This window comes from Streptomyces nogalater (genome assembly GCF_039532885.1).
GTDB lineage: Bacteria > Actinomycetota > Actinomycetes > Streptomycetales > Streptomycetaceae > Streptomyces > Streptomyces nogalater.
Map to the genome: position 1 here is coordinate 42,536 of NZ_BAAASM010000004.1, position 18,510 is coordinate 61,045.

20 protein-coding genes are annotated in these 18,510 nt (G+C 71.8%); 9 read left to right on the forward strand and 11 right to left on the reverse strand.

The window, feature by feature from the left end:
• Window positions 1-413 precede the first annotated feature (413 nt).
• Window positions 414-1,151, forward strand: a complete 738-nt coding sequence (locus ABD350_RS05070; RefSeq protein ID WP_344346515.1) for a hypothetical protein — start codon at window positions 414-416, stop codon at window positions 1,149-1,151.
• Window positions 1,152-1,241: 90 nt separating this feature from the next.
• Here the strand turns inward: ABD350_RS05070 and ABD350_RS05075 are convergent, their stop codons facing one another.
• Window positions 1,242-1,634 (reverse strand): SgcJ/EcaC family oxidoreductase, encoded by a 393-nt coding sequence (locus ABD350_RS05075; RefSeq protein WP_344346516.1) that lies wholly within the window; start codon window positions 1,632-1,634, stop codon window positions 1,242-1,244.
• A 237-nt stretch (window positions 1,635-1,871) separates the two neighbouring features.
• Here ABD350_RS05075 and ABD350_RS05080 point away from each other — a divergent pair, with 237 nt between their 5' ends.
• Entirely contained in the window at window positions 1,872-2,096 is a 225-nt protein-coding gene (locus ABD350_RS05080) for a hypothetical protein (protein ID WP_344346517.1), read from the forward strand.
• 60 nt (window positions 2,097-2,156) lie between these two features.
• On the opposite strand, the gene ABD350_RS05085 is transcribed toward ABD350_RS05080, so the two are convergent.
• Complete coding sequence (locus tag ABD350_RS05085; RefSeq protein WP_344346518.1) at window positions 2,157-2,609, reverse strand: phospholipase; 453 nt, start codon at window positions 2,607-2,609, stop codon at window positions 2,157-2,159.
• A 190-nt stretch (window positions 2,610-2,799) separates the two neighbouring features.
• On the opposite strand from ABD350_RS05085, the gene ABD350_RS05090 reads away from it, so the two are divergent.
• On the forward strand, window positions 2,800-3,468 hold the full coding sequence (locus tag ABD350_RS05090) for a class I SAM-dependent methyltransferase (protein WP_344346519.1): 669 nt from the start codon (window positions 2,800-2,802) through the stop codon (window positions 3,466-3,468).
• Window positions 3,469-3,502: 34 nt separating this feature from the next.
• Here ABD350_RS05090 and ABD350_RS05095 read toward each other — a convergent pair whose 3' ends face one another.
• Window positions 3,503-4,306, reverse strand: a complete 804-nt coding sequence (locus ABD350_RS05095) for a maleylpyruvate isomerase family mycothiol-dependent enzyme (protein WP_344346520.1) — start codon at window positions 4,304-4,306, stop codon at window positions 3,503-3,505.
• 195 nt (window positions 4,307-4,501) lie between these two features.
• Between ABD350_RS05095 and ABD350_RS05100 the strand changes: the two genes are divergently transcribed.
• Window positions 4,502-5,551 carry a hypothetical protein gene (locus tag ABD350_RS05100; protein ID WP_344346521.1) on the forward strand — a complete coding sequence of 350 codons (1,050 nt, stop codon included), beginning with the start codon at window positions 4,502-4,504 and terminating at the stop codon, window positions 5,549-5,551.
• An 80-nt stretch (window positions 5,552-5,631) separates the two neighbouring features.
• Here ABD350_RS05100 and ABD350_RS05105 read toward each other — a convergent pair whose 3' ends face one another.
• Window positions 5,632-6,078 (reverse strand): anthrone oxygenase family protein, encoded by a 447-nt coding sequence (locus ABD350_RS05105; protein WP_344346523.1) that lies wholly within the window; start codon window positions 6,076-6,078, stop codon window positions 5,632-5,634.
• An 89-nt stretch (window positions 6,079-6,167) separates the two neighbouring features.
• On the opposite strand from ABD350_RS05105, the gene ABD350_RS05110 reads away from it, so the two are divergent.
• Entirely contained in the window at window positions 6,168-6,746 is a 579-nt protein-coding gene (locus ABD350_RS05110; RefSeq protein WP_344346525.1) for a TetR/AcrR family transcriptional regulator, read from the forward strand.
• A 220-nt stretch (window positions 6,747-6,966) separates the two neighbouring features.
• On the opposite strand, the gene ABD350_RS05115 is transcribed toward ABD350_RS05110, so the two are convergent.
• The 7 genes from ABD350_RS05115 to ABD350_RS05145 form a co-directional block, all read right to left on the reverse strand.
• On the reverse strand, window positions 6,967-7,917 hold the full coding sequence (locus tag ABD350_RS05115) for a GlxA family transcriptional regulator (RefSeq protein ID WP_344346601.1): 951 nt from the start codon (window positions 7,915-7,917) through the stop codon (window positions 6,967-6,969).
• 23 nt (window positions 7,918-7,940) lie between these two features.
• Window positions 7,941-8,585, reverse strand: a complete 645-nt coding sequence (locus ABD350_RS05120) for an HD domain-containing protein (RefSeq protein WP_344346526.1) — start codon at window positions 8,583-8,585, stop codon at window positions 7,941-7,943.
• A 177-nt stretch (window positions 8,586-8,762) separates the two neighbouring features.
• Window positions 8,763-9,440: a class F sortase gene (locus tag ABD350_RS05125; RefSeq protein WP_344346527.1), complete on the reverse strand. Its 678-nt coding sequence runs from the start codon at window positions 9,438-9,440 to the stop codon at window positions 8,763-8,765.
• 198 nt (window positions 9,441-9,638) lie between these two features.
• On the reverse strand, window positions 9,639-10,127 hold the full coding sequence (locus tag ABD350_RS05130) for a sortase (protein ID WP_344346528.1): 489 nt from the start codon (window positions 10,125-10,127) through the stop codon (window positions 9,639-9,641).
• A 509-nt stretch (window positions 10,128-10,636) separates the two neighbouring features.
• Entirely contained in the window at window positions 10,637-11,410 is a 774-nt protein-coding gene (locus ABD350_RS05135) for a calcium-binding protein (protein ID WP_344346529.1), read from the reverse strand.
• Window positions 11,411-11,919: 509 nt separating this feature from the next.
• Window positions 11,920-12,435 (reverse strand): lytic polysaccharide monooxygenase auxiliary activity family 9 protein, encoded by a 516-nt coding sequence (locus ABD350_RS05140; RefSeq protein ID WP_344346530.1) that lies wholly within the window; start codon window positions 12,433-12,435, stop codon window positions 11,920-11,922.
• A 358-nt stretch (window positions 12,436-12,793) separates the two neighbouring features.
• Complete coding sequence (locus ABD350_RS05145) at window positions 12,794-13,372, reverse strand: TetR/AcrR family transcriptional regulator (protein WP_344346531.1); 579 nt, start codon at window positions 13,370-13,372, stop codon at window positions 12,794-12,796.
• A gap of 269 nt (window positions 13,373-13,641) precedes the next feature.
• Between ABD350_RS05145 and ABD350_RS05150 the strand changes: the two genes are divergently transcribed.
• The 4 genes from ABD350_RS05150 to ABD350_RS05165 are packed head-to-tail and all read left to right on the forward strand — an operon-like array spanning window position 13,642 to window position 18,482.
• A complete protein-coding gene (locus ABD350_RS05150; RefSeq protein WP_344346533.1) occupies window positions 13,642-14,226 on the forward strand; it encodes a (2Fe-2S)-binding protein in 585 nt (194 codons plus the stop codon).
• Window positions 14,223-15,215 carry an FAD binding domain-containing protein gene (locus tag ABD350_RS05155; protein ID WP_344346534.1) on the forward strand — a complete coding sequence of 331 codons (993 nt, stop codon included), beginning with the start codon at window positions 14,223-14,225 and terminating at the stop codon, window positions 15,213-15,215. The genes ABD350_RS05150 and ABD350_RS05155 overlap by 4 nt, the downstream gene beginning before the upstream one ends.
• A complete protein-coding gene (locus ABD350_RS05160; RefSeq protein ID WP_344346535.1) occupies window positions 15,212-17,347 on the forward strand; it encodes a xanthine dehydrogenase family protein molybdopterin-binding subunit in 2,136 nt (711 codons plus the stop codon). Before ABD350_RS05155 ends, ABD350_RS05160 begins: the two co-directional genes overlap by 4 nt.
• Window positions 17,340-18,482, forward strand: a complete 1,143-nt coding sequence (locus tag ABD350_RS05165; protein ID WP_344346536.1) for an XdhC family protein — start codon at window positions 17,340-17,342, stop codon at window positions 18,480-18,482. The genes ABD350_RS05160 and ABD350_RS05165 overlap by 8 nt, the downstream gene beginning before the upstream one ends.
• The last annotated feature ends 28 nt before the right edge of the window (window positions 18,483-18,510 follow it).

Below are 18,510 nucleotides of genomic sequence, written 5' to 3' on the forward strand. Positions count from 1 at the left end.
CGTTCCGCTACGGCGCCTGGCCTGGACCGCCACGGCCGCCGCGATGAACAACCCCGCCACCGCGATCAACAAGATCACCCAGCCCCACCAGGCCATCACCGACCTCCTCGGTTCCGTCTTCGCCCAGCCGTCGTCCTGTCCGGCGGTCCCTGGGCTATCCGGTTGCCCGCCGTACGCTCCCGCAAGCCTTCCGTGTCACGGGTGGCCGGAACCGGCGGATCCGCTTCTCGCGGAGGAGTGGTCGCGGCGGAAGTCCGGAATACGTCGTCGGCTTCTCGGAGTTCGAGGGTCTGGAAGAGGAAGCGACTATTCCAGTATCCCGGGGAAACCGGGGTTCCACGGCGGCCGTCACCGGGACAGGAGAGCGGCGGCCGACCGACCGAAAAGGGCAGCCGAACCTGGAAGGGCTCTGTATGTCTGTGAGTCGTACGTTCACCGCGTCCGTCATCTGCGCGATGACCGCCATAGGTATCGCGGGCTGCTCCGATGAGGGATCGTCGGACCAGCCGTTCGAGGGGCAGAGCGCGGACCAGGTGGCCGCGAAGGCGGTGACCGCCACCCGGGACGCCACGTCGCTGCGCATGGCGGGGAAGATGTCCACGCAAGGGCATCCTCTGACGGTCGACTTCCACGTCGACACCCAGAAGAATTGCAAGGGCAGGCTGGCGATGGAAAGGGGTTCGGCCGACGTCATCCACACCGGCCAGACGACCTACGTCAAAGGCGACAAGAAGTTCTGGGCCGGTGCCGCACAGGACTCGGCAGGCGGAGACAAGCAGGCTGAGGCGCTGAGCGGCCGGTGGGTGAAGGTGCCGGTCGGTGATTCCCGTACGACGGGACTGTGCGACAAGCAGGGCTTCCTCGCCGACCTGGACAGCGACAAGTCCGAGCGCAAGGGAATGACGAAGGGCGACGTCACCACGGTGGACGGCCGGGAGGCGATCGCGCTGAGGAAAAAGAAGGGGAGCGGCGAAACCATCACCATGTACGTCGCGACCGAGGGAAAGCCGTACATTCTCAAGCTGGACCAGGCGGGCGGCAAGAGCCCGGGCACCGTCGTGTTCTCGGACTACGACAAGCCGGTCAAGGCGACACCGCCGCCGGCCGGAAAGGTCGTCGACGGCACCAAGGCCGACAAGTCGGTGTCCTGAATCGACGGTGGCCCGGATCCGCCGCGCGGGGGATGAGCCGGTCGTGAACGGCGTGGTGCCGATCGGGCAGCAGGTTGTTCAGGCGAGTCCTCAACCGCTCCGTACTTCGGTGTTCTGGCACGCGTGCAGCAGCCACCTCCCGTCCTCCTGCTTGGTCATGACGTAGAGCGGAGCGCCTTCCGTGTCGCCCTCCGCCGAGTGGTAGATCTGGCGGACCTTGACGGCCGCCACGTCGGGCCGCAGGAACTGCGTGTGCACCGCCTCGTAGGTGACCTCACCGTCCCAGCTCGCGGCGGGCAGCACGGTGCGGGTGAACTCGGCGATGGCGTCGAGGCCGATGAGGACCTTGCCGTGCGCGGTCGTCCAGAGGGCATGGGGATGGAACAGCGCGAGGAAACCCTCCACGTCCTTGGCGCGCTGGGTGCGCTCGACGGTGGCCACGACCTGTTCGATGGCTTCGATGTCCGTGGGTGCGTTGGTCATGCCGATCACTCTGATACCTCAAGTGGCCTTGAGGTCAAGGGGCTGGGTGATGCTCCTGGCCATCCCGCCGTAACTTGCCCACCCTGAGGGCCTGTTGACTGTCATGCGACCCACGCCACGCATCCGGCGCGGAGCGCGTCGAGCCGAGTCGCCGGCGGATCCGGGTGGAACGGGGGACACACGCCGAGAGCCGACAGGCGGCGCCGCGTCCTGGTGTGGGGCGGGACCGGCGGGGCGGTGGCCGCGGTCGCGAGCGCCGCGCTGCTGTGGGATCCCGGGCAGGCGCCGGCCCGGGCCGCCGGTGTCGTGGCGGCCGCCGCGGCCGCCGGGCACACCGTCCGGATCGTCGTGACCTCGACGGCGCCCACGGCCGTGGTGCTGACCGGGCTGCGGGCGGAGGTGCCCCGTCGAGCGTCTTCGCCGGCCGGGCCCGGCCCGGCGCGGCCCGGAGCCGCCGTCTGACGCCCCACGTCGAACGGCCCTCCTCTGGCCGCTCCCGGTGCCGGCGTCCTTTCCTACGGCTCAGCCGAGCGCCTTGACCGCCTGGTAGTAGGTCCATGCCGTGCTGTCGCACGCGGTCTTCGTGGCGCCGGAGTAGTTGACGCAGACGCGCTTGAGGTCCTCGTAGAGGGCGCTGTCGAGCCGTGCCTTGTTGGTGCTGAAGGTGCCGGCGGCCTTGTAGTTGCGGTAGCCGAAGTCGTGGCGGGCGCAGGACGTGGCGAAGGGGAAGCCGAACGGGTTGTCCGGCGAGGAGGAGCAGTAATCGGTCGACCAGTCGAACCCGTACGCGGACCAGGCGGCCTGGTTGGCCCGGGCGGCCACCCAGAGGTTGTAACTCGACGCGCTGGTCTGGGTCCAGCTCGCGAGGACCTGGGGCTTGTCGGCCGGAGCCGCGTCGGCGGCGGTGGCGCCGCCGATGGTGGTGATCACGGCGAGGGCCGAGGCGGACAGGCCGACGGACAGTCTTCGGTGCATCCCACACCTCCATGGGGCTGCGGCCCACCCTGGACCGCAGGTACATGACAAATTATTTGACGCCTCAACACTAAGGACAGGCAACGGAGTTGACCTGAACCACTGAATCTTGGCTGAATTCGCATGGTCGGCCACGACCCGCCCGGGAAACCCTGTACGGCGCCCCAAGCCGCCCCGGTAGCGTTGGTCGATGCGCGCACACCCGACTGACCGCCCGGCCGATCTCGACGTGATACGCGAGTCCTATGACCGGGTGTCCGACAACTACGCCCACATGGTGGTGACGACGGGAGTCGGCGACATCCGTCGCCATCCGTGGCTCAAGGCGTCGATCGACGCCTTCGCCGACACCGTGAGCGAACTGGGGCCTGTCCTCGACGTCGGCTGCGGCCCCGGAACGGTGACCGCCTACCTGGCCGAGCGCGGACTCGACGTGTCGGGGGTGGATCTCTCTCCGCGCATGATCGAGAACGCCCGCCGGCTTCATCCGCGATGCCGCTTCCGTGTCGCCTCCGCCACCGACCTCGACCTCGCCGAGGCGTCCCTTGGCGGTGTGCTCGGGTGGTGGTCGTTGTTCAACCTCCCCCGTGATGTCCTGCCGCAGGTACTCGCCCTGTTCGCGCGCGCGTTGAGGCCGGGCGGGCACTTCATCACCGCGACACACGTCGGCGACGAGGACGTGGTGCGTACCGAGGCCTACGGGGGCGTACCCGTTCGCTGGACGACACACAAGTGGCAGCCGGAGCAACTCGTCGACCTGATCGAGCGGGCCGGCCTGACCCTGGTCGCCGAACTCCGCCTCCCCGACGAGGAGTACGGCGGCCCGGGCGTGGTCGTCATGGCCAAGCGCCCCGGCTGACGACCAGTCACCGCCCTCTGTTGGGTCCGGAGACCTACTCGTCCGGGTCCCAGGCCAGGAGCTGGTCGAAGAGACGCCGGTCGCCCTCGGCCTTCAGGGAGTCCACCGGAACACGGCCGTACAGGGCCAGCACCAGCTCACCGGCCGTGCCCCGGAGCGAGGCGCCGGCCGGGTACGGATCCTCGCCGGCCGCGGTGGCGGGCGCTGTGCCGGGTTCGGGCAGGCGGGCGGCCCGTGCGCCGTCGGCGGAGAGCACGAGACGCCAGGAACGGCCCTCGGCGGCGTGATAGTCGACGGCGGCGGGCTCGTGCGGCCAGGCGCTCGTCGTCGCACAACAGGTGGACAGGAACTCCTCGACACCGTCGAGTGCCACCTCGTCCGGCAGCGGCCGCGGGGCACCCGCGGTGATCTGGGCGTCGTAGGTGTGCAGCGCGACCTCCTGGAGCTGGTGCCGAGCGGCGGCACCGGCGGTCTGCGGGGACTGCGAGGTGTTCCACCACGTCCAGCAGTCGCGATCCGGGCCGGACTCCCACAAGGCGTCCAGGAGCAGCCGTACCGACGCGGCCCACCAGTCCAGCAGGGCCTCGCGCTCCCGAGGCGCCGACGGGGCCGCCCATGCGGAGGGGGCCGGGGGAGCGTCGGCGGGCCCCGCGGCGACGATGGCGGCCCACTTCCGGCGCCCCTCACCCAGATGCCGCACCAGATCGAAAAGCGTCCACTCGGGGCAGGTCGGCACCTGCGCGTCGAGGCTGGGCGCGGAGGCGACCGCGGCGCCGAAGGCGGTCGACCGCTCGTCGATCAGCCGCAGCAGATCGGGGAACTCCAGAGTCTTGTGCATTCAGGGTGTCTATCACCGAGTTCCGGCAACCGGACAGTGTTTTTCGCAGCCGACGTGGCAAGCCCGCGGGGCGGGCCGCCCGCGCACCCGGTCCGGTGCCGCCCGGCCCGGGTTGCCGTGCCGGGGTGCCCGCCCGCGTCCTCACCCCGCGCTCGCCCACGGAAAACGGCGAACCCTCTTCCGTAGGTTGGCCCCATGGTGAGAACCGAACCCAGCGCGGCCGACCGGCACTTGATCCGGATCGCGGCAGGACGTGGACTGCGGTTGAGTCCCTACCGGCTGGAACGGTGGCGGACAGCCGGGCTGATCCCCCGCCCAGGGCCGGACACTCTGCTGCGCATCGGCGACGTCAAGGTCTACACACCGGAGACGGCCTGCCTCGTGGTGGGCCTCCTGACCTGGGCCCCGTTGTGCAGAACGAACGAGGAACTCGCGCTCCTGGCGTTCTTCAACGGGGTCCCGGTACCGCCGGATTTCCTCCGCATCGCCCTGGCCAAGGCCTACTTCCCGCAGTACACCAGGACACGCGACCGACAGGACGCGGAGCTGAGGCGGATTCCGGCGGATCTCCGGGACGAAGTCGCGCCCGAGTACAACTGGGCCGAGGCCGCGGCCGCGCTCGACATGGCGGAGTACGAGACGGCCGTGGGGCAGATGCGGGACAACCTCCGGCGCCGCCGTGATCTGGCGAAGGCCTCGCGCGCCGAGCTCGACGAACGCGTCCGCGGTGTTCTGATCTGGCTGAACGCGCCCGCCTTGCCGGCACACGACACCGTGTTCATGGCGGATCTGCGCGCCGCCATGGCGTTCGCCGGGCCGCCCGAACGGTCGCGCGCGGCGTGGCTGCTCGCAGCCGTGTGCCACAGCGAGCAACTCGCGGACCGCGGCGAAACATCCGGTCCCGAGCGGCTCGACACCTTGCTGGCCGTGACGGACGACGATCTGATCAGCCTGCGGGAACAGGTGCGGGAGTCCATGGACGCCATGTGCTACATGGCGACGGAAGGACACAGCCGCCGCTTTCCCGTCACTTCTCCCGCCACGGCCCGGTTGGCAGGCCGCATGCTGGTGGAGTGGACCACCGCGCGCCAGGCGTACCCTCCCGGTTCGCGTCCCGCGCAGGTACTGGTGGACAGCCTGCGCAGCCTGTGGTCCCTGTGCTCGGCCGACCGCGCCGGGGAAGGCCGCGCCGCCTTTCTGCACCGGACGCGACGGCACGTAGGACGTCAGGGAACCGACGGTTGAGACAGGGCTCCCTGCGATGGTGCCCGCTCCCGCCCGCCGGACGGGAGCGGGCACCACCTGCGGGATCTCGGCCCGCGGGCTCAGGTGAGGGCGGCGACCAGCAGGGCGAAGGCGGCGATGATGACGGCGACGCGGACGTGGTGAAGGCGGTCCCAGCGGTTCATCTGCTGTTTCCAGTCGGCGGGCAGGCCGTCGGCGGTCCAGGTCTTGATGCGGTTGTTGATCGGGACGAGCAACAGGATCGACATGATCACGCTGAGGGACAGCAGCGCGGCGGCGGTGACGACGAGGCCGGCGCCGTGGTGGTGCCGTCCGGCGACGGCCCAGACCGTGCCGAGGACGAGCGAGCCGATGTACCAGAACGGCATCACGGCGCCGAGCAGCCGGGCGCCGTGGGTGCGGGCACGCAGGCCGTTGTCGCCGGGGAGGCCGTCGAGGATCGGGTTGACGAAGAAGGCGACGGAGAACTCCACCCCCACCATCACGCCGACGACCACGGTGGTGAGGATTTCGAGTGCGTTGAGCATGTGATCCCCCTGGGATCTAGCGCCGCTAGCTGATGGGGCAACGCTAGCCTTGCTCTCGCTCGATTGTCTAGCAGTGCTAGGATCCGGTCATGTCGGTACAGGAACGCAAAGAGCGCGAACGGGCGGCCCGAGAGCGCCTCATCGTGGCGACGGCCCGCGAACTCGCCGAGCAGCAGGGCTGGGACGCGGTCACCACCCGTCGGCTCGCCGAGCGCATCGAGTACAGCCAGCCCGTCCTCTACAGCCACTTCCGCGGCAAACGCGAGATCATCGGCGCCGTCGCCCTCCAGGGCGCCGCCGAGCTGGCCGCGGCGGTGCGGGCCGCGGCCTCCGCCGTGGACGGCCCCCGTGCCCGGGTGACCGCCCTGGCCCGCGCCTATCTCGACTTCGCCGAGCGCAACCCGGCGGTCTACGACGCCCTGTTCCAGCTCGACGGCGGCCTGGCGTACGCACAGGAGGACACCCCGGAACCCCTCAAGGACGCCTTCGCCGCCCTGCTGGAGAGCCTGGGCGAGGTCGCCGGGGACGGCGTCCACCCGGGGCTTTTCACCGAGGTGTTCTGGGCATCCCTGCACGGGCTGGCGACCCTGACCCGGGCGGGCCGGCTGCCCCCGGAGGACGCCGAGCGGAGGCTGGAGCTGCTCGTGGGCCGGCTCGCCGTGGTCTGACGCACGTCCGGAGGGGCGGACGACCGAGAGCCTTCCGGGCCGACCGCCGGCCCACGGCAGCGCCGCCGGTCACTAGCCCGACTCCCCTATCGAAGCCCGGATGGCCGTGCCGGAGTCAGAAGTGCCGTCGGGTGGTTGTCCCGGGCGGCCGGGGCCGGGGGAGGTCCGGCCGTCGGTTCGTTCACACGGTGACGCCGGCCTGCCTTGGGGGGTGCCGGTCTCACCCGGGGACCGTTGTGCGGAAGCGGGACCGGTAGACAGTCGGTGAGATGCCCAGCGCGTTCTGGAAGGCCCGGCGCATCGCCTCGGCGGAGCCGAAACCCGCGCGTGCCGCGACGGTGTCCACGGACTCGGTGCCCGACTCCAGCAGAGCCTGTGCCGCTTCGAGGCGAATCGCCTCGGTGTAGCGTCCGACCGTCGTTCCGACGTGGGCCCGGAACAGCCGGTTGAGGTGGCGTACGCTCACCCCGGCGCCCCGCGCCAGTGTGGCCGGGTCGAGGTCCGTGCCGGGATCGGCGCCGATGAGGTCCATGACCTGGCGGACGACCGGATGCGTGGACTCCCGCAGGGTCAGCCGCGCGCTGAACTGCGACTGCCCACCCGGGCGCGCCATGAAGACCACGAGTTCCCGTGCGACCTCCCTTGCCACGTCGGGACCGTGGTCCTGCTCGACCAGCGCGAGGGCGAGGTCGATGCCGGCCGTCACTCCGGCCGAGGTGATCACATGGCCGTCGCGGACGAACAAGGCGTCCCTCTCCACGGTGACACGGGGGTAGCGGAGCGCCAGTTCGGGGGCAAGTCGCCAGTGTGTGGCGGCCCGCCGTCCGTCGAGCAGCCCGGCTTCGGCGAGCATGAAGGCACCGGCGCACACCGAGGCCACGCGACGGGCACGGCCGGCCAGGTCCTTCGTCACGTCCACCAGGGCCGGGTCGGCGACGGCTTCGCGCCACTCCCGGCGTCCCGGCACCAGCAGGGTGCCCAGCCGGTCCGGCAGGTCGTCCCGGCCGGTGCCGGAGTCCAGCCGGACGGGGGCGGAGGTGGGCACCGGCCCGGGAGCGGCGGAGACGATCCGCACGTCGTACCGGGCCCCGTAGGCGTTCGCCGTGGTGAAGACCTCGGCGGGTCCGGCCACGTCCAGCAACTGGACGCCGGGGAAGGCAAGGATCGCCACGAGCTGCCGCGGCCGCCGGTCGTTCACTCCGGCCACGGCGAGTCGAGGACGGTCCGCACGAAGTCGCCGCGCTCGAATCCGGGCACGTAGTGCTCCAGGACATCGGCTTTGATGTTCCCGAAGGTCGTCTCGGGCTTGGGGCGGATGCCTTGGGTGAAGGCCTCCAGGATCCGCCGCTTGAAGTCGGGGCGGGGATGCAGGGCGAGGACGGCCGCACGGTCGGCGGGGGCGATGTCGCCGTAGCCGATGCCCAGCACGTCGTACTCCACCCCGGCGGTCACGAGCGCGACCTCGGGTTCCATGAACTCCGGGATGCCGGGCGTGGTGTGCAGGGCGATCGCCGTCCACACGCGGCGAACGCCGTCCTCGGGCACTTGGTGTTCCCGCAGGAACCGGCGGGCCGCCTCCGCGCCGTCGACCTCGAAGCGCCGGCCACTGTCGTGGAAGCGCCGGCCGAGGCCGAGATCGTGGAACATGGCGCCGATGTAGAGGAGCTCCGGGTCGAATGCGAGGTCGCGCCGACGGCCCTGGAGAGCACCGAACAGGTAGACCCTGCGTGAGTGGTGGTAGATCAGCTCGCTCGTCTCGTCCCGCACCAGCTCGGTCGCCTCCCGGGCAAGCTTCGTGTCCGGCACGCCGACTCCGGCGACCAGCGTTGCGTCGGTCATCTTCCCACCCCATGTCTGCCATGTGTACGCGCGGGTTCGCGCTGTGACCTCAGTGTCGTCCGCGCGGCCGGGCCGGCACCATGTCCGGACGGACAGGTATCCCACGGATCCGGACACCGGTGCGGCGACGGGTCCGTCCGGGGCGCCGGGCGGCGGCCCCGCCACCCCCTGGCAGCACTACCGGGAAGCGTCCGCTTCGCGGGTCTGCGTCACCGCGGTCAGCGTCGCGTAGACCACTACGTTGCCCAGGTAGCCGGTGCCCTCGGTGTAATCGCCGCCGCAAGTGATCAGTCGGAGCTCGGGCCGTCGGGAACCGCCGTAGACCTTGTCACTGGGGAACTGCTCCTTGTCGTAGAGCTCGACGGCGCGGACGGTGAACACCGCTGTCCGTCGGTCCTCCCTGTCGACCTCGATGGTGGCGCCCTCGGTCAGGGAGCCGAGGTCGTGGAAGACACCGGGCTCGCCGGCGGGTGTGTCCACGTGCCCGGCGGCGACGGCGGTGCCCGCCGAACCGGGAGCGATGCCGTCGCCGTACCAGCCGGCGAGGCCGGGCTCGTCGGGTGGGGGAGTGCGCAGCGCCCCTGCCTCGTCGAGACCCACTCGTGTCATCGGGGCGTCCACGTCGATGGCGGCGATCCGGAGCCGGACCGGCTCCGCGGGCGGCAGCGGACGGACCGTCGGGAAAGAGGGGGCCGCGGCGGCCGGCAAGGCCTGGGCCGCCGAGGGCCGCGGTGGCTCCTCGTCGTGTACCCCGCTGATCAGCAGCACCGCGCCTGCCGCCATCGCCCAGCCGAGCGGGACCACTGCGGGGATGAGCCGGTCTTTGGTAAGGCGGGGCCGGTGTCCGGGTGCCATCGCGGTCGAGCCTTTGCTTCACGGCGGGTGCGGTGCGCCGGGTGGGGTGTGACGGGTGCGGTGTAGCGGGTGTGGTGTGGGCTTGGTGGTGGGCGGGCCTCGCCACGGGACCATCCGGTTTCCCCACCGGGTCCATTCGGTTTCCGGAGCCCGGCCGCCGACCTCGGTGGATGCGCCGGGCCGGCGGCTTCGGGCGGGTCAGATGCGGTTGTCTTCCGGGCGGCGGCACAACCAGACCACACCGGCGGCGGCCGTGAGGAGCAGTCCACCCCCCAGGGCGAGTCCCCTGTCCGAGTCGTCGGCCGGACCGAAGCCGGCGTCGACCGAGCCCTTGGGAGGGCGGCCGGTGATCTGGTACGTATCCGTGACCTTGGTCAGCGGCGGACACTTCAGGGTGACGGTGTCGCTGCCGGGTTCGGTGCCTTCCGGGATCTGGAATTGACCGGTGAGTACGCCCTCCTCGTCACCTGCGAAGAGGTGGAAATCCCCGCCCGCCTCCGACATGCCCTTGCCGTAGTCCGCGTCGGGGTCGCAGGCACTCGTACTGACCGTGACCGTGGAACCCGGATAGGCATTCCACGGTTCGATACGGATATCCGAGTCATCGGCGGCGGCAGCGGCCGGGATCTGCAGTGCCAGGGCACCGAGGAGCAGGCCGATACCCGCACCCATGTGTGTGTAACGCATGTGAATCCTCCAACGGACAGCGCCGGCCTGTCTGCGCGGTGCCTCTGCTGTGTTCCGCTCACGAGGCAACCGACAGACCGTCAGTCCCGCAACCTGACGCCTCACCACATGTGTCACTCGTTCAGGTGCGACGGCGCTCCCGCCTGATCGGTACGCGCAGGTCACCGCCGTGCAGCACGGCGTTACGCGTCACCCGCCGCCCCGTCCCCATAACGGTGAACGCCGGCCGTGTGGCCTCGCACGGCGCGGGGCGCCTCGGGCCGCCGTACGGGAGCGGCCGGGCCTTCCCGCGCGCCGGCCGTCATCACCCGTACGCAGGCACACGTATGCGGGGGAGGGACCTGGACCGTGCCCGGCGTTCATCCCCCCTCCTCCGCCGTCGGATGAGCGCGGGTGATCGGGTGGGCCGCGCCCAGCCGTAGAAGGCGATTCAGGCAGGGCGCGGCCGGCCCGGTTCCGTGCGGTTGCGTCCTCGCCGGAGCATCCCGGTCGGGGCCGAAGGGGCGTGCCTACCGGAGGACGACATCGCGGCCCGGGCCGCCTTCCACGGTGTCCTTCCCGGGGCCGCCGCCGACCAGGTCGTCGCCGCCCTCGCCGTCCAGTGTGTCGTCGCCGGGGCCACCGAGGACGACGTCGGGGCCGTCCCCGCCCATGGCGTGGTCGTCGCCCGGGCCGGCGTGCACGACGTCCGCACCGCCGTACGCCTCGATCATGTCGTCGCCCCGGCCACCCCACAGACGCTGGTCGCTGTCGTCGCCCATCAGATGGTCCATCCCGTCGCCGCCGTCCAGGACCGCGCGTCCCATGACCATGTCGTTCCCCGAGTCGCCCCGCACCGTGTGCGCCGTGTGGGCATGCAGTTCGTCGTCGCCGGGACCGCCGCGGACGGTGGCGACCGCGGGGTCACTGGTGACGATCGTGTCGTCGCGGTCGCCGAGGACGATGTCGATCCTGTCCGGCCGGGGGCTGCCGGTGGGCAGTTCGCAGACGACGAAGGTCTGGTCCCCGGGTTCGAGGTACGCGCAGTGGTCGCCGGGTTCGAGCGGGACCGCGTCGCGGAAGCCGATCCGGCGGACCCCGGTGCCGAGATCCATGGGGAACACATGGAGGTCGTTGGCCTGTTCCGCGGCGGCGGTGAAGACGATCGACTGTGCCGCCCAGTCGGCGCCGACACGGGCCTTCGCCTGGGTGGCGGCGGAGGCGGCCACTGCCGGGGCGGCGGCGAGGCCGGTGGCGAGCAGGGTCGTGACGACCGCGCGGGTGGCGGTGCGTTGCCGGTTCATGGGACCTCATCTGGATAGGGCGAGCGGGATCTCGACGGGGCGAGCGGGATCTCGATGGGGTGAGCGGGCAGGTCGGCTTCCTGAGGGGGCGGCCGCCGGGGGCGGGGCGGGGCCAGGGCCGGGGGCGACACCGGTCCCGGCGGGGAACCGCTCGCCGGGCATGCCGACCGGTACCGCGGTGGCCTCGGCGGGCCGCGGTCGCGGGGCGGTGCGGCGGGGGCCTCGCAGTCCCGGGTTTCCTCCGGGCCGAGCACCCGGAGGGGTGTGGGGCTTCGCCTGCCGACTCTCTTCACCGCCGTAGAGCCGTACTTGCCGTACCAGCCCCCTTTCGCACGCGCCCGCACGCGCGCGCCCGCCTGAAGGCTCCCGGCCGTCGGGCACCGGGACGCGCCGACCGGCCCGTACAGACCACAGACCTATCGGGCCGGACGAACCGACCGGCCCCGACAGGCCGACCGGCCCCGACAGGACCGGTTGGTCCCGGCAGGGCCGGCCGGTGCCGCAGCGCGTCAGCTCACGTTCACGTCGACGCAGGCGTAGAACGCGTTGGCGGTGTCGGCGATGTTCCACACGGCCAGCACCTTCTGCTTGCCGGTCAGCGTGCCGAAGTTCACCTGGTGGGTGACGGTCTCACCCGGCCGGGCGCCACCGTCGTTGAACTCCGCGATCTTCCGGCCACCCGCGTAGTACTGCCAGGTGCTGGTGGCGTGCCGTGCCGTCAGCCGCCAGCTGAAGCTGGTCGTCCGGCTGACCGGGGTGACCCTCCACCCCTTGCTGTCGTTGTCGAGCTCGGCGAAGGCGGCGTTCCCTCCGCTGCAGCTCATCAGGCCCTTGGGGCCCTCCACGCTCTGCGGCTCGTACTTGATGGAACCGCAGGAGACCAGGCCGGCGGCACACTGGGCCTGTCGGCTGGGGGGCGAGGATATGTAGCCGTGCGCGCTCGCGCTGCCGGCCGGGAGGCTCACGGCCAGGAGCGGGGCGATCCCCGCGCCGATCGCGGCGGCCAGCATCTTCTTGCTCTTCATGACGACTCCTGTGTGGGGGTTCGTGCCCGCCGACCCGAAGGCAGGCGAACATGAGCATGTCAAGCAACGGCTCCATGACCGTGGGGACGGCCAGGTGCAGTGAGGGAAGCGTACCCTGCTTGGTCTAGACCAAACTAGTACTCGGACACGATCGTGCCGATGTCCGCTCCGGCCGGCAGGTCGCACTCCAGGGTCCCGGGGCGTGTGCTGCCGGGGCGTCAGGCTCCCGGGATGGTACGGGGGATGGCTCGACTGCCAGGCCGGGACGGGAGGCCGGCGCCGGCCGGGGAAGCTGCCGGTGGCCTTCCTGTGAGGCGGCGGGCCGGGGCTGCTCCCCGCGGCGCGGCAGGGCGGCGCTTCACGGGTGGCGAGCCCTCGTGCGCAGTCCGTCCATGACCAGGTCGAGGAGCCGGGTGGCGCGTGATCGCCAGTCGTCGTCCGGGTCGAGCTGCCACAGGCCGGCTATGGCGAGGAAGAAGTCGTCCGCGCTGAGGCCGGGCCGAATGGTGCCGGCTTCCTCGTTGGCGCGGAGCAGCAGTTCCGCCGCATGGGTCACGGGCGTCGGAGGCGGCTTCGCGGGGCCGCCCGGTGCGCCGGTCACCTGCCGGATGGCGTCGGCCAGTCCGGCCTTGGTCATGGCGAACTCGGACAGCCGGTCCATCCAGGCGCGCAGGGCCTCGTCGGGGGCGCGGGTGTCCAGCAGGTGCCGGGCGCTGTCGGCGACCTGCTGCATCTCGTGGCGGTAGATCTCCAGGACGAGGGATTCACGGTTGGGGAAGTTGCGGTAGAAGGTGCCCTGTCCGACGCCGGCCTTCTTGGCGATCGCGCTCAGCGGGGCGTCCGCGCACCGCGACAGCTCGGCGAGTGCCACCACCAGGATGCGCTCGCGGTTGCGCTGGGCGTCGGAGCGCCGGGGTGCGTCCTTCTGCTGAGGCACGCGTCCTCCTCAAGGCGTGGCCAAACCTCGCCCTTGCTAAGCGGACAACTGTCCGTTAGGTTTCCGGGTAGCGGACAGTTGTCCGGTCGCGTCCACCATAGCGGCGGCCGCGAGCCCGTGGCAGTCGCCGGCCGCACTGTTCGGCCCTCAGTACCCAGCACCTTCGCTTCGCCCTCCTCGGGCGCAGGCCCGTACGACGCGTTCCACCCGCCGCCCGGTATCCGGCCGCCGGCCCACCCGTCTGTCCTGATTTGCGAAAGAAGCAGCGCATGGCCTCATCGACGTCCAGTGTCATCACTTTGAAGATCAACGGCGAGAAACGCACACTGCCCGTCGACCACCGCACCACCCTGCTCGACGCACTGCGCGAGCGGCTCGACCTGACCGGCACCAAGAAGGGCTGCGACCAGGGGCAGTGCGGCGCCTGTACGGTCCTGCTGGACGGGCGCCGGACCGTGGCCTGCCTGCAACTGGCCGTGGCGGCCGAGGGCCGGGAGATCACCACGATCGAAGGCGTGGCCGACGGCGAGCGGCTGCACCCCGTGCAGCAGGCCTTCCTCGATCTCGACGGCTTCCAGTGCGGCTACTGCACGCCGGGGCAGATCTGTTCGGCGATCGGGATGATCGAGGAACACGCGGCGGGCTGGCCGAGCGCCGTCACCGAGGACGTCCGCCCGCAAGCGGGGCCGCCGCCCCTGACCGCCGACGAGATCAGGGAACGAATGAGCGGAAACCTGTGCCGCTGCGGCGCCTACGTCGCGATCGTCGAGGCGGTCGCCCGCGCGGCGGAGGCGCACCCGCACGAGGGACGCGAGGACGCCGTGACGGACGGGGCGAGGGAGGCCGCGGTATGAGGGAGTTCGACTATCAGCGGGCACACGACGTCGCCGGCGCCGTGGCACTGCTCGACGCCGACCCGGACACCCGCTTCCTCGGCGGCGGCACCAACCTCGTGGACCTGATGAAATCGGGTGTCGAGCGTCCCGCACGGCTCATCGACATCCGTGAACTGCCGCTCGACCGGATCGAGGAGACGACCGAGGGCGGACTGCGCATCGGCGCCACCGTCACCAACGGCGACCTGGCCGCCCACCCCGAGGTCCGGCGCCGCTACCCGGCGCTCGCCCAAGCCGTGCTGGCCGGCGCGTCGGGCCAGCTGCGCAACATGGCCACGGTCGGCGGAAACCTGCTCCAGCGCACCCGCTGCGGCTACTTCACCGACATCAGCCGGCCCTGCAACAAGCGCGTCCCCGGCAGCGGTTGCCCCGCCGTCGAAGGCGAACACCGCAACCACGCGATCCTGGGCGCCTCCGACCACTGCGTGGCCGTACACGCCTCGGACATGGCCGTGGCGCTGACCGCCTTCGACGCCGTGGTCCACTACCAAACAGCCGACGGACCGGGGCAGTTGCCGCTCGCCGACTTCTACCTGCCCGTCGGGGACACCCCGCACCGCGAGACCGCCCTGCCGGCGGGCGCGCTGATCACCGGCGTCACGCTGCCGCCGGCCCCGGTCGCCGCCAACTCCCGCTACCGCAAGGTGCGCGAGCGCGCCTCCTACGCCTTCGCCATCGGCTCCCTCGCCGCCGCGCTCGACATCCGCGACGGCATCGTCAGGGACGCGCGCCTGGCCTTCGGAGCCGTCGCCTCCCGGCCGTGGCGGGCGCTGGCCGCCGAACGGGTCCTGACCGGTGCGCCGGCGGGGCCCGAGACCTACGCCGCGGCGGCGGACGCCGAGCTGGCGGCGGCCCGCCCGCTGCCCCGCAACGGCTACAAGGTGGACCTGATCCGCAACCTCACGGTGGCCGTCCTGACCGAACTCGCGAAGGAGGCGGCCCGATGAGCACCGTCACCACCACAAGTTCCGCACAGGCACCGTCCGTCGGCACCGGCCACACCCGCGTCGAGGGACGGGACAAGGTCACCGGAGCGGCCCGCTACGCGGCGGAAGTGCCCTTCGCCGGCCTCGCCCACGGCTGGCTGGTGCTGTCCACGATCGCCCGCGGCCGTATCCGCGCCCTCGACACCGAACCCGTCCTCGCCATGCCGGGCGTCCTCGCCGTGCTGGACCATCGCAACGCCCCGCACGTGAACACCGACTACACCGGCATGCTCGGCAGGCCCGACCCGACCTGCGCCGTCTTCCAGCACGACCGGGTGCCGCACCTGGGCTGGCCGGTGGCGCTGGTCGTCGCGGAGAGCTCCGAGCAGGCGAGGGAGGCCGCCGAAGCACTCGTCGTGCACTACGAACAAGAGCCGCACGACACCGAGTTCTCGGGAGATCGCCCGGAAGCCCGCCCGGTGGACGGCCATATGCCCGCGGTGACGGAGAAGGGCGACCTGGAGGCCCGGCTGGCCTCCTCGGCCTTCGTCGTCGACGCCGAATACACCACTCCCGAAGAACACCACAACCCGATGGAACCCCATGCGGCGACCGCCCGCTGGGACGACGGACGGCTGGAGCTGACCGACTCCAACCAGGGCGTCACCTGGGTCGCCGGCGAACTCCAGCACCTCTTCTCGCTCGATGCGGCCTCCGTGCGCGTACGCTCCGAACACGTCGGCGGCGGCTTCGGCAGCAAGGGGGTCCGGGCCCACCAGGTGGCCGCCGTGATGGCGGCGACCATCCTGCAACGGCCCGTACGGGTCGTCCTGACCCGGCGTCAGATGTTCGCGCTGGCCGGCCACCGCAGCCCCACCGTCCAGCGCGTCCGGCTCGGCGCCGACGCCGACGGCCGGCTGCGCGCCCTGGAGCACCGCTCCGTCAGCCGCACCTCCACCGTGCACGAGTTCGTCGAACCGAGCGCCGGGGTGGCACGGGTGATGTACGACGCCGACGCCCACCACACCGCCAATCACGTCGTGCCGCTCGACGTGCCGTCCCCGACGTGGATGCGGGCCCCGGGCGAAGCTCCCGGATCGTTCGCGCTGGAGGCGGCGCTCGACGAACTCGCCGACAAATGCGGAATCGACCCGATCGACCTGCGTCTGCGCAACGAACCGGAAAGCGGCCCGGTGTCGGGTCTGCCGTTCGCGGGACGCAACCTGGCCGCCTGCTTCCGGGAGGGCGCCCGCAGGTTCGGCTGGGCGGACCGCGACAGCCGCCCCGGAGTGCGCCGGGAGGGGCGCTGGCTGCTCGGCACCGGCACGGCGGCGGCCTCCTTCCCGGCCGGGGCCGCCCCGTCGACCGCGACCGCGACCGCGCATCCGGACGGCACCTTCACCGTCCGGATCTCCGCGGCCGACATCGGCACCGGGGCCCGTACCGCACTCGGCCTGGTCGCCGCCGACGCACTCCAGGTGTCCCCGGAACGCATCCGGGTGCGCATCGGCGACAGCGACTTCGGCCCCGCGATGATCGCCGGCGGCTCCATGGGCACCCGCTCCTGGTCCTGGGCCGTCAAGGCGGCGGCCGGTGAACTGCGCGAACGACTGGCCCTCGGCACCGACCTGCCCGCACAGGGCCTCACGGTGCGATCGGACACCACCGAGGCCCTCCAAGCCCTCGGACCCGCCGAACGACACTCCTACGGCGCCCAGTTCGCCGAGGTCGCCGTGGACGTCACCACCGGCGAGGTGCGGGTGCGACGCATGCTCGGCATCTTCGCGGCGGGCCGGATCGTCAACCCGCTCACCGCCCGCAACCAGCTCCTGGGCGGCATGATCTGGGGCATCTCCATGGCCCTGCACGAGGAGGCGGCCCGGGACCACGCCTTCGGCGGCGTCGTCGGCGCCGACCTCGCGGGCTACCACGTGGCCACCCACGCCGACGTACCCCGCATCGAGGCCGACTGGATCGACGACACGGACCCCGACGACCCGGTCGGGATCAAGGGCATCGGCGAGATCGGCATCGTCGGCGCCGCGGCCGCCATCGCCAACGCGGTCTGGCACGCCACCGGCGTACGCCACCGCAGCCTGCCCATCCGGCCGGACCGCGTCCTGACAGCCGTCGCGGGGGCGCCGGATGCTTGACCTGGCCGGGGAACTGCTCCCATGGATCGAGGAGGGCCGGGAGTTCGCCGTCGCCACCGTGGTGGCCGTGAGCGGCAGCGCACCGCGCGAAGCCGGCGCCGCCCTCGCCGTCGACCGCGAGGGCACCGCCATCGGCTCGGTCTCCGGCGGCTGCGTCGAGGGCGCGGTGTACGACCTGTGCGGTGCCGCGCTGCGGACCGGGGAGAGTGTCCTCGAACGGTTCGGCTACAGCGACGAGGACGCCTTCGCCGTGGGGCTGACCTGCGGCGGAACGATCGACGTGCTGATCACGCCGATCGGGGCGCAAGCCCCCGCGCGGACGGTCCTGCGCCCGGCGCTGTCCGCCGCCGCCCGAGGCGAACCGGCGGCCCTCGCCCGGGTCGTCCGCGGCCCCGCCGAACTCCTCGGACAGATCCTGTCGGTCCGCTCCGACGGCATGTCCGAGGGCGGTCTCGGCGGCCACCCGGACCTGGACCGGACGGCGACGGCCGAGGCCCGGGCCATGCTGGAGGCGGGCCGCACCGGCACCGTGGAGCTGTCGGCGGACGGCTCGCACTGCCCCGGCGGACTGACCCTGCTGGTCGAGTCGAACGTGCCACCCCCTCGCATGATCGTCTTCGGCGCGGTCGACTTCGCGTCGGCGCTGGCCCGGGCCGGGAAGTTCCTCGGCTACCACGTGACCGTCTGCGACGCCCGTCCCGTGTTCGCCACCCGCGACCGCTTCCCGGACGCCGACGAGGTCGTGGTCGACTGGCCGCACCGCTACCTGCGGCGCACCGCCACCGACGCCCGTACCGTCCTGTGCGTGCTCACCCACGACGCCAAGTTCGACGTTCCCCTGTTGAAGGCGGCCCTGCGGATGCCGGCCGCTTTCGTCGGCGCGATGGGATCACGCCGTACCCACGAGGACCGCAACCGGCGGCTGCGGGCGGAAGGCGTGACCGAACGCGAACTCGCCCGGCTGCGCTCACCGATCGGCCTCGACCTCGGCGCCCGCACACCGGAGGAGACCGCCCTCTCGATCGTCGCGGAGATCGTCGCCACCCGGCGGGGCGGAACGGGCGTCCCCCTGACCGGTTCCAGCACGCCGATCCACCACGAGGTGGGGGAGGGAAGGAGGTCGGCGGTCGCCTGACGGCCCAGGGCGCGACGCGGCCGCTTAC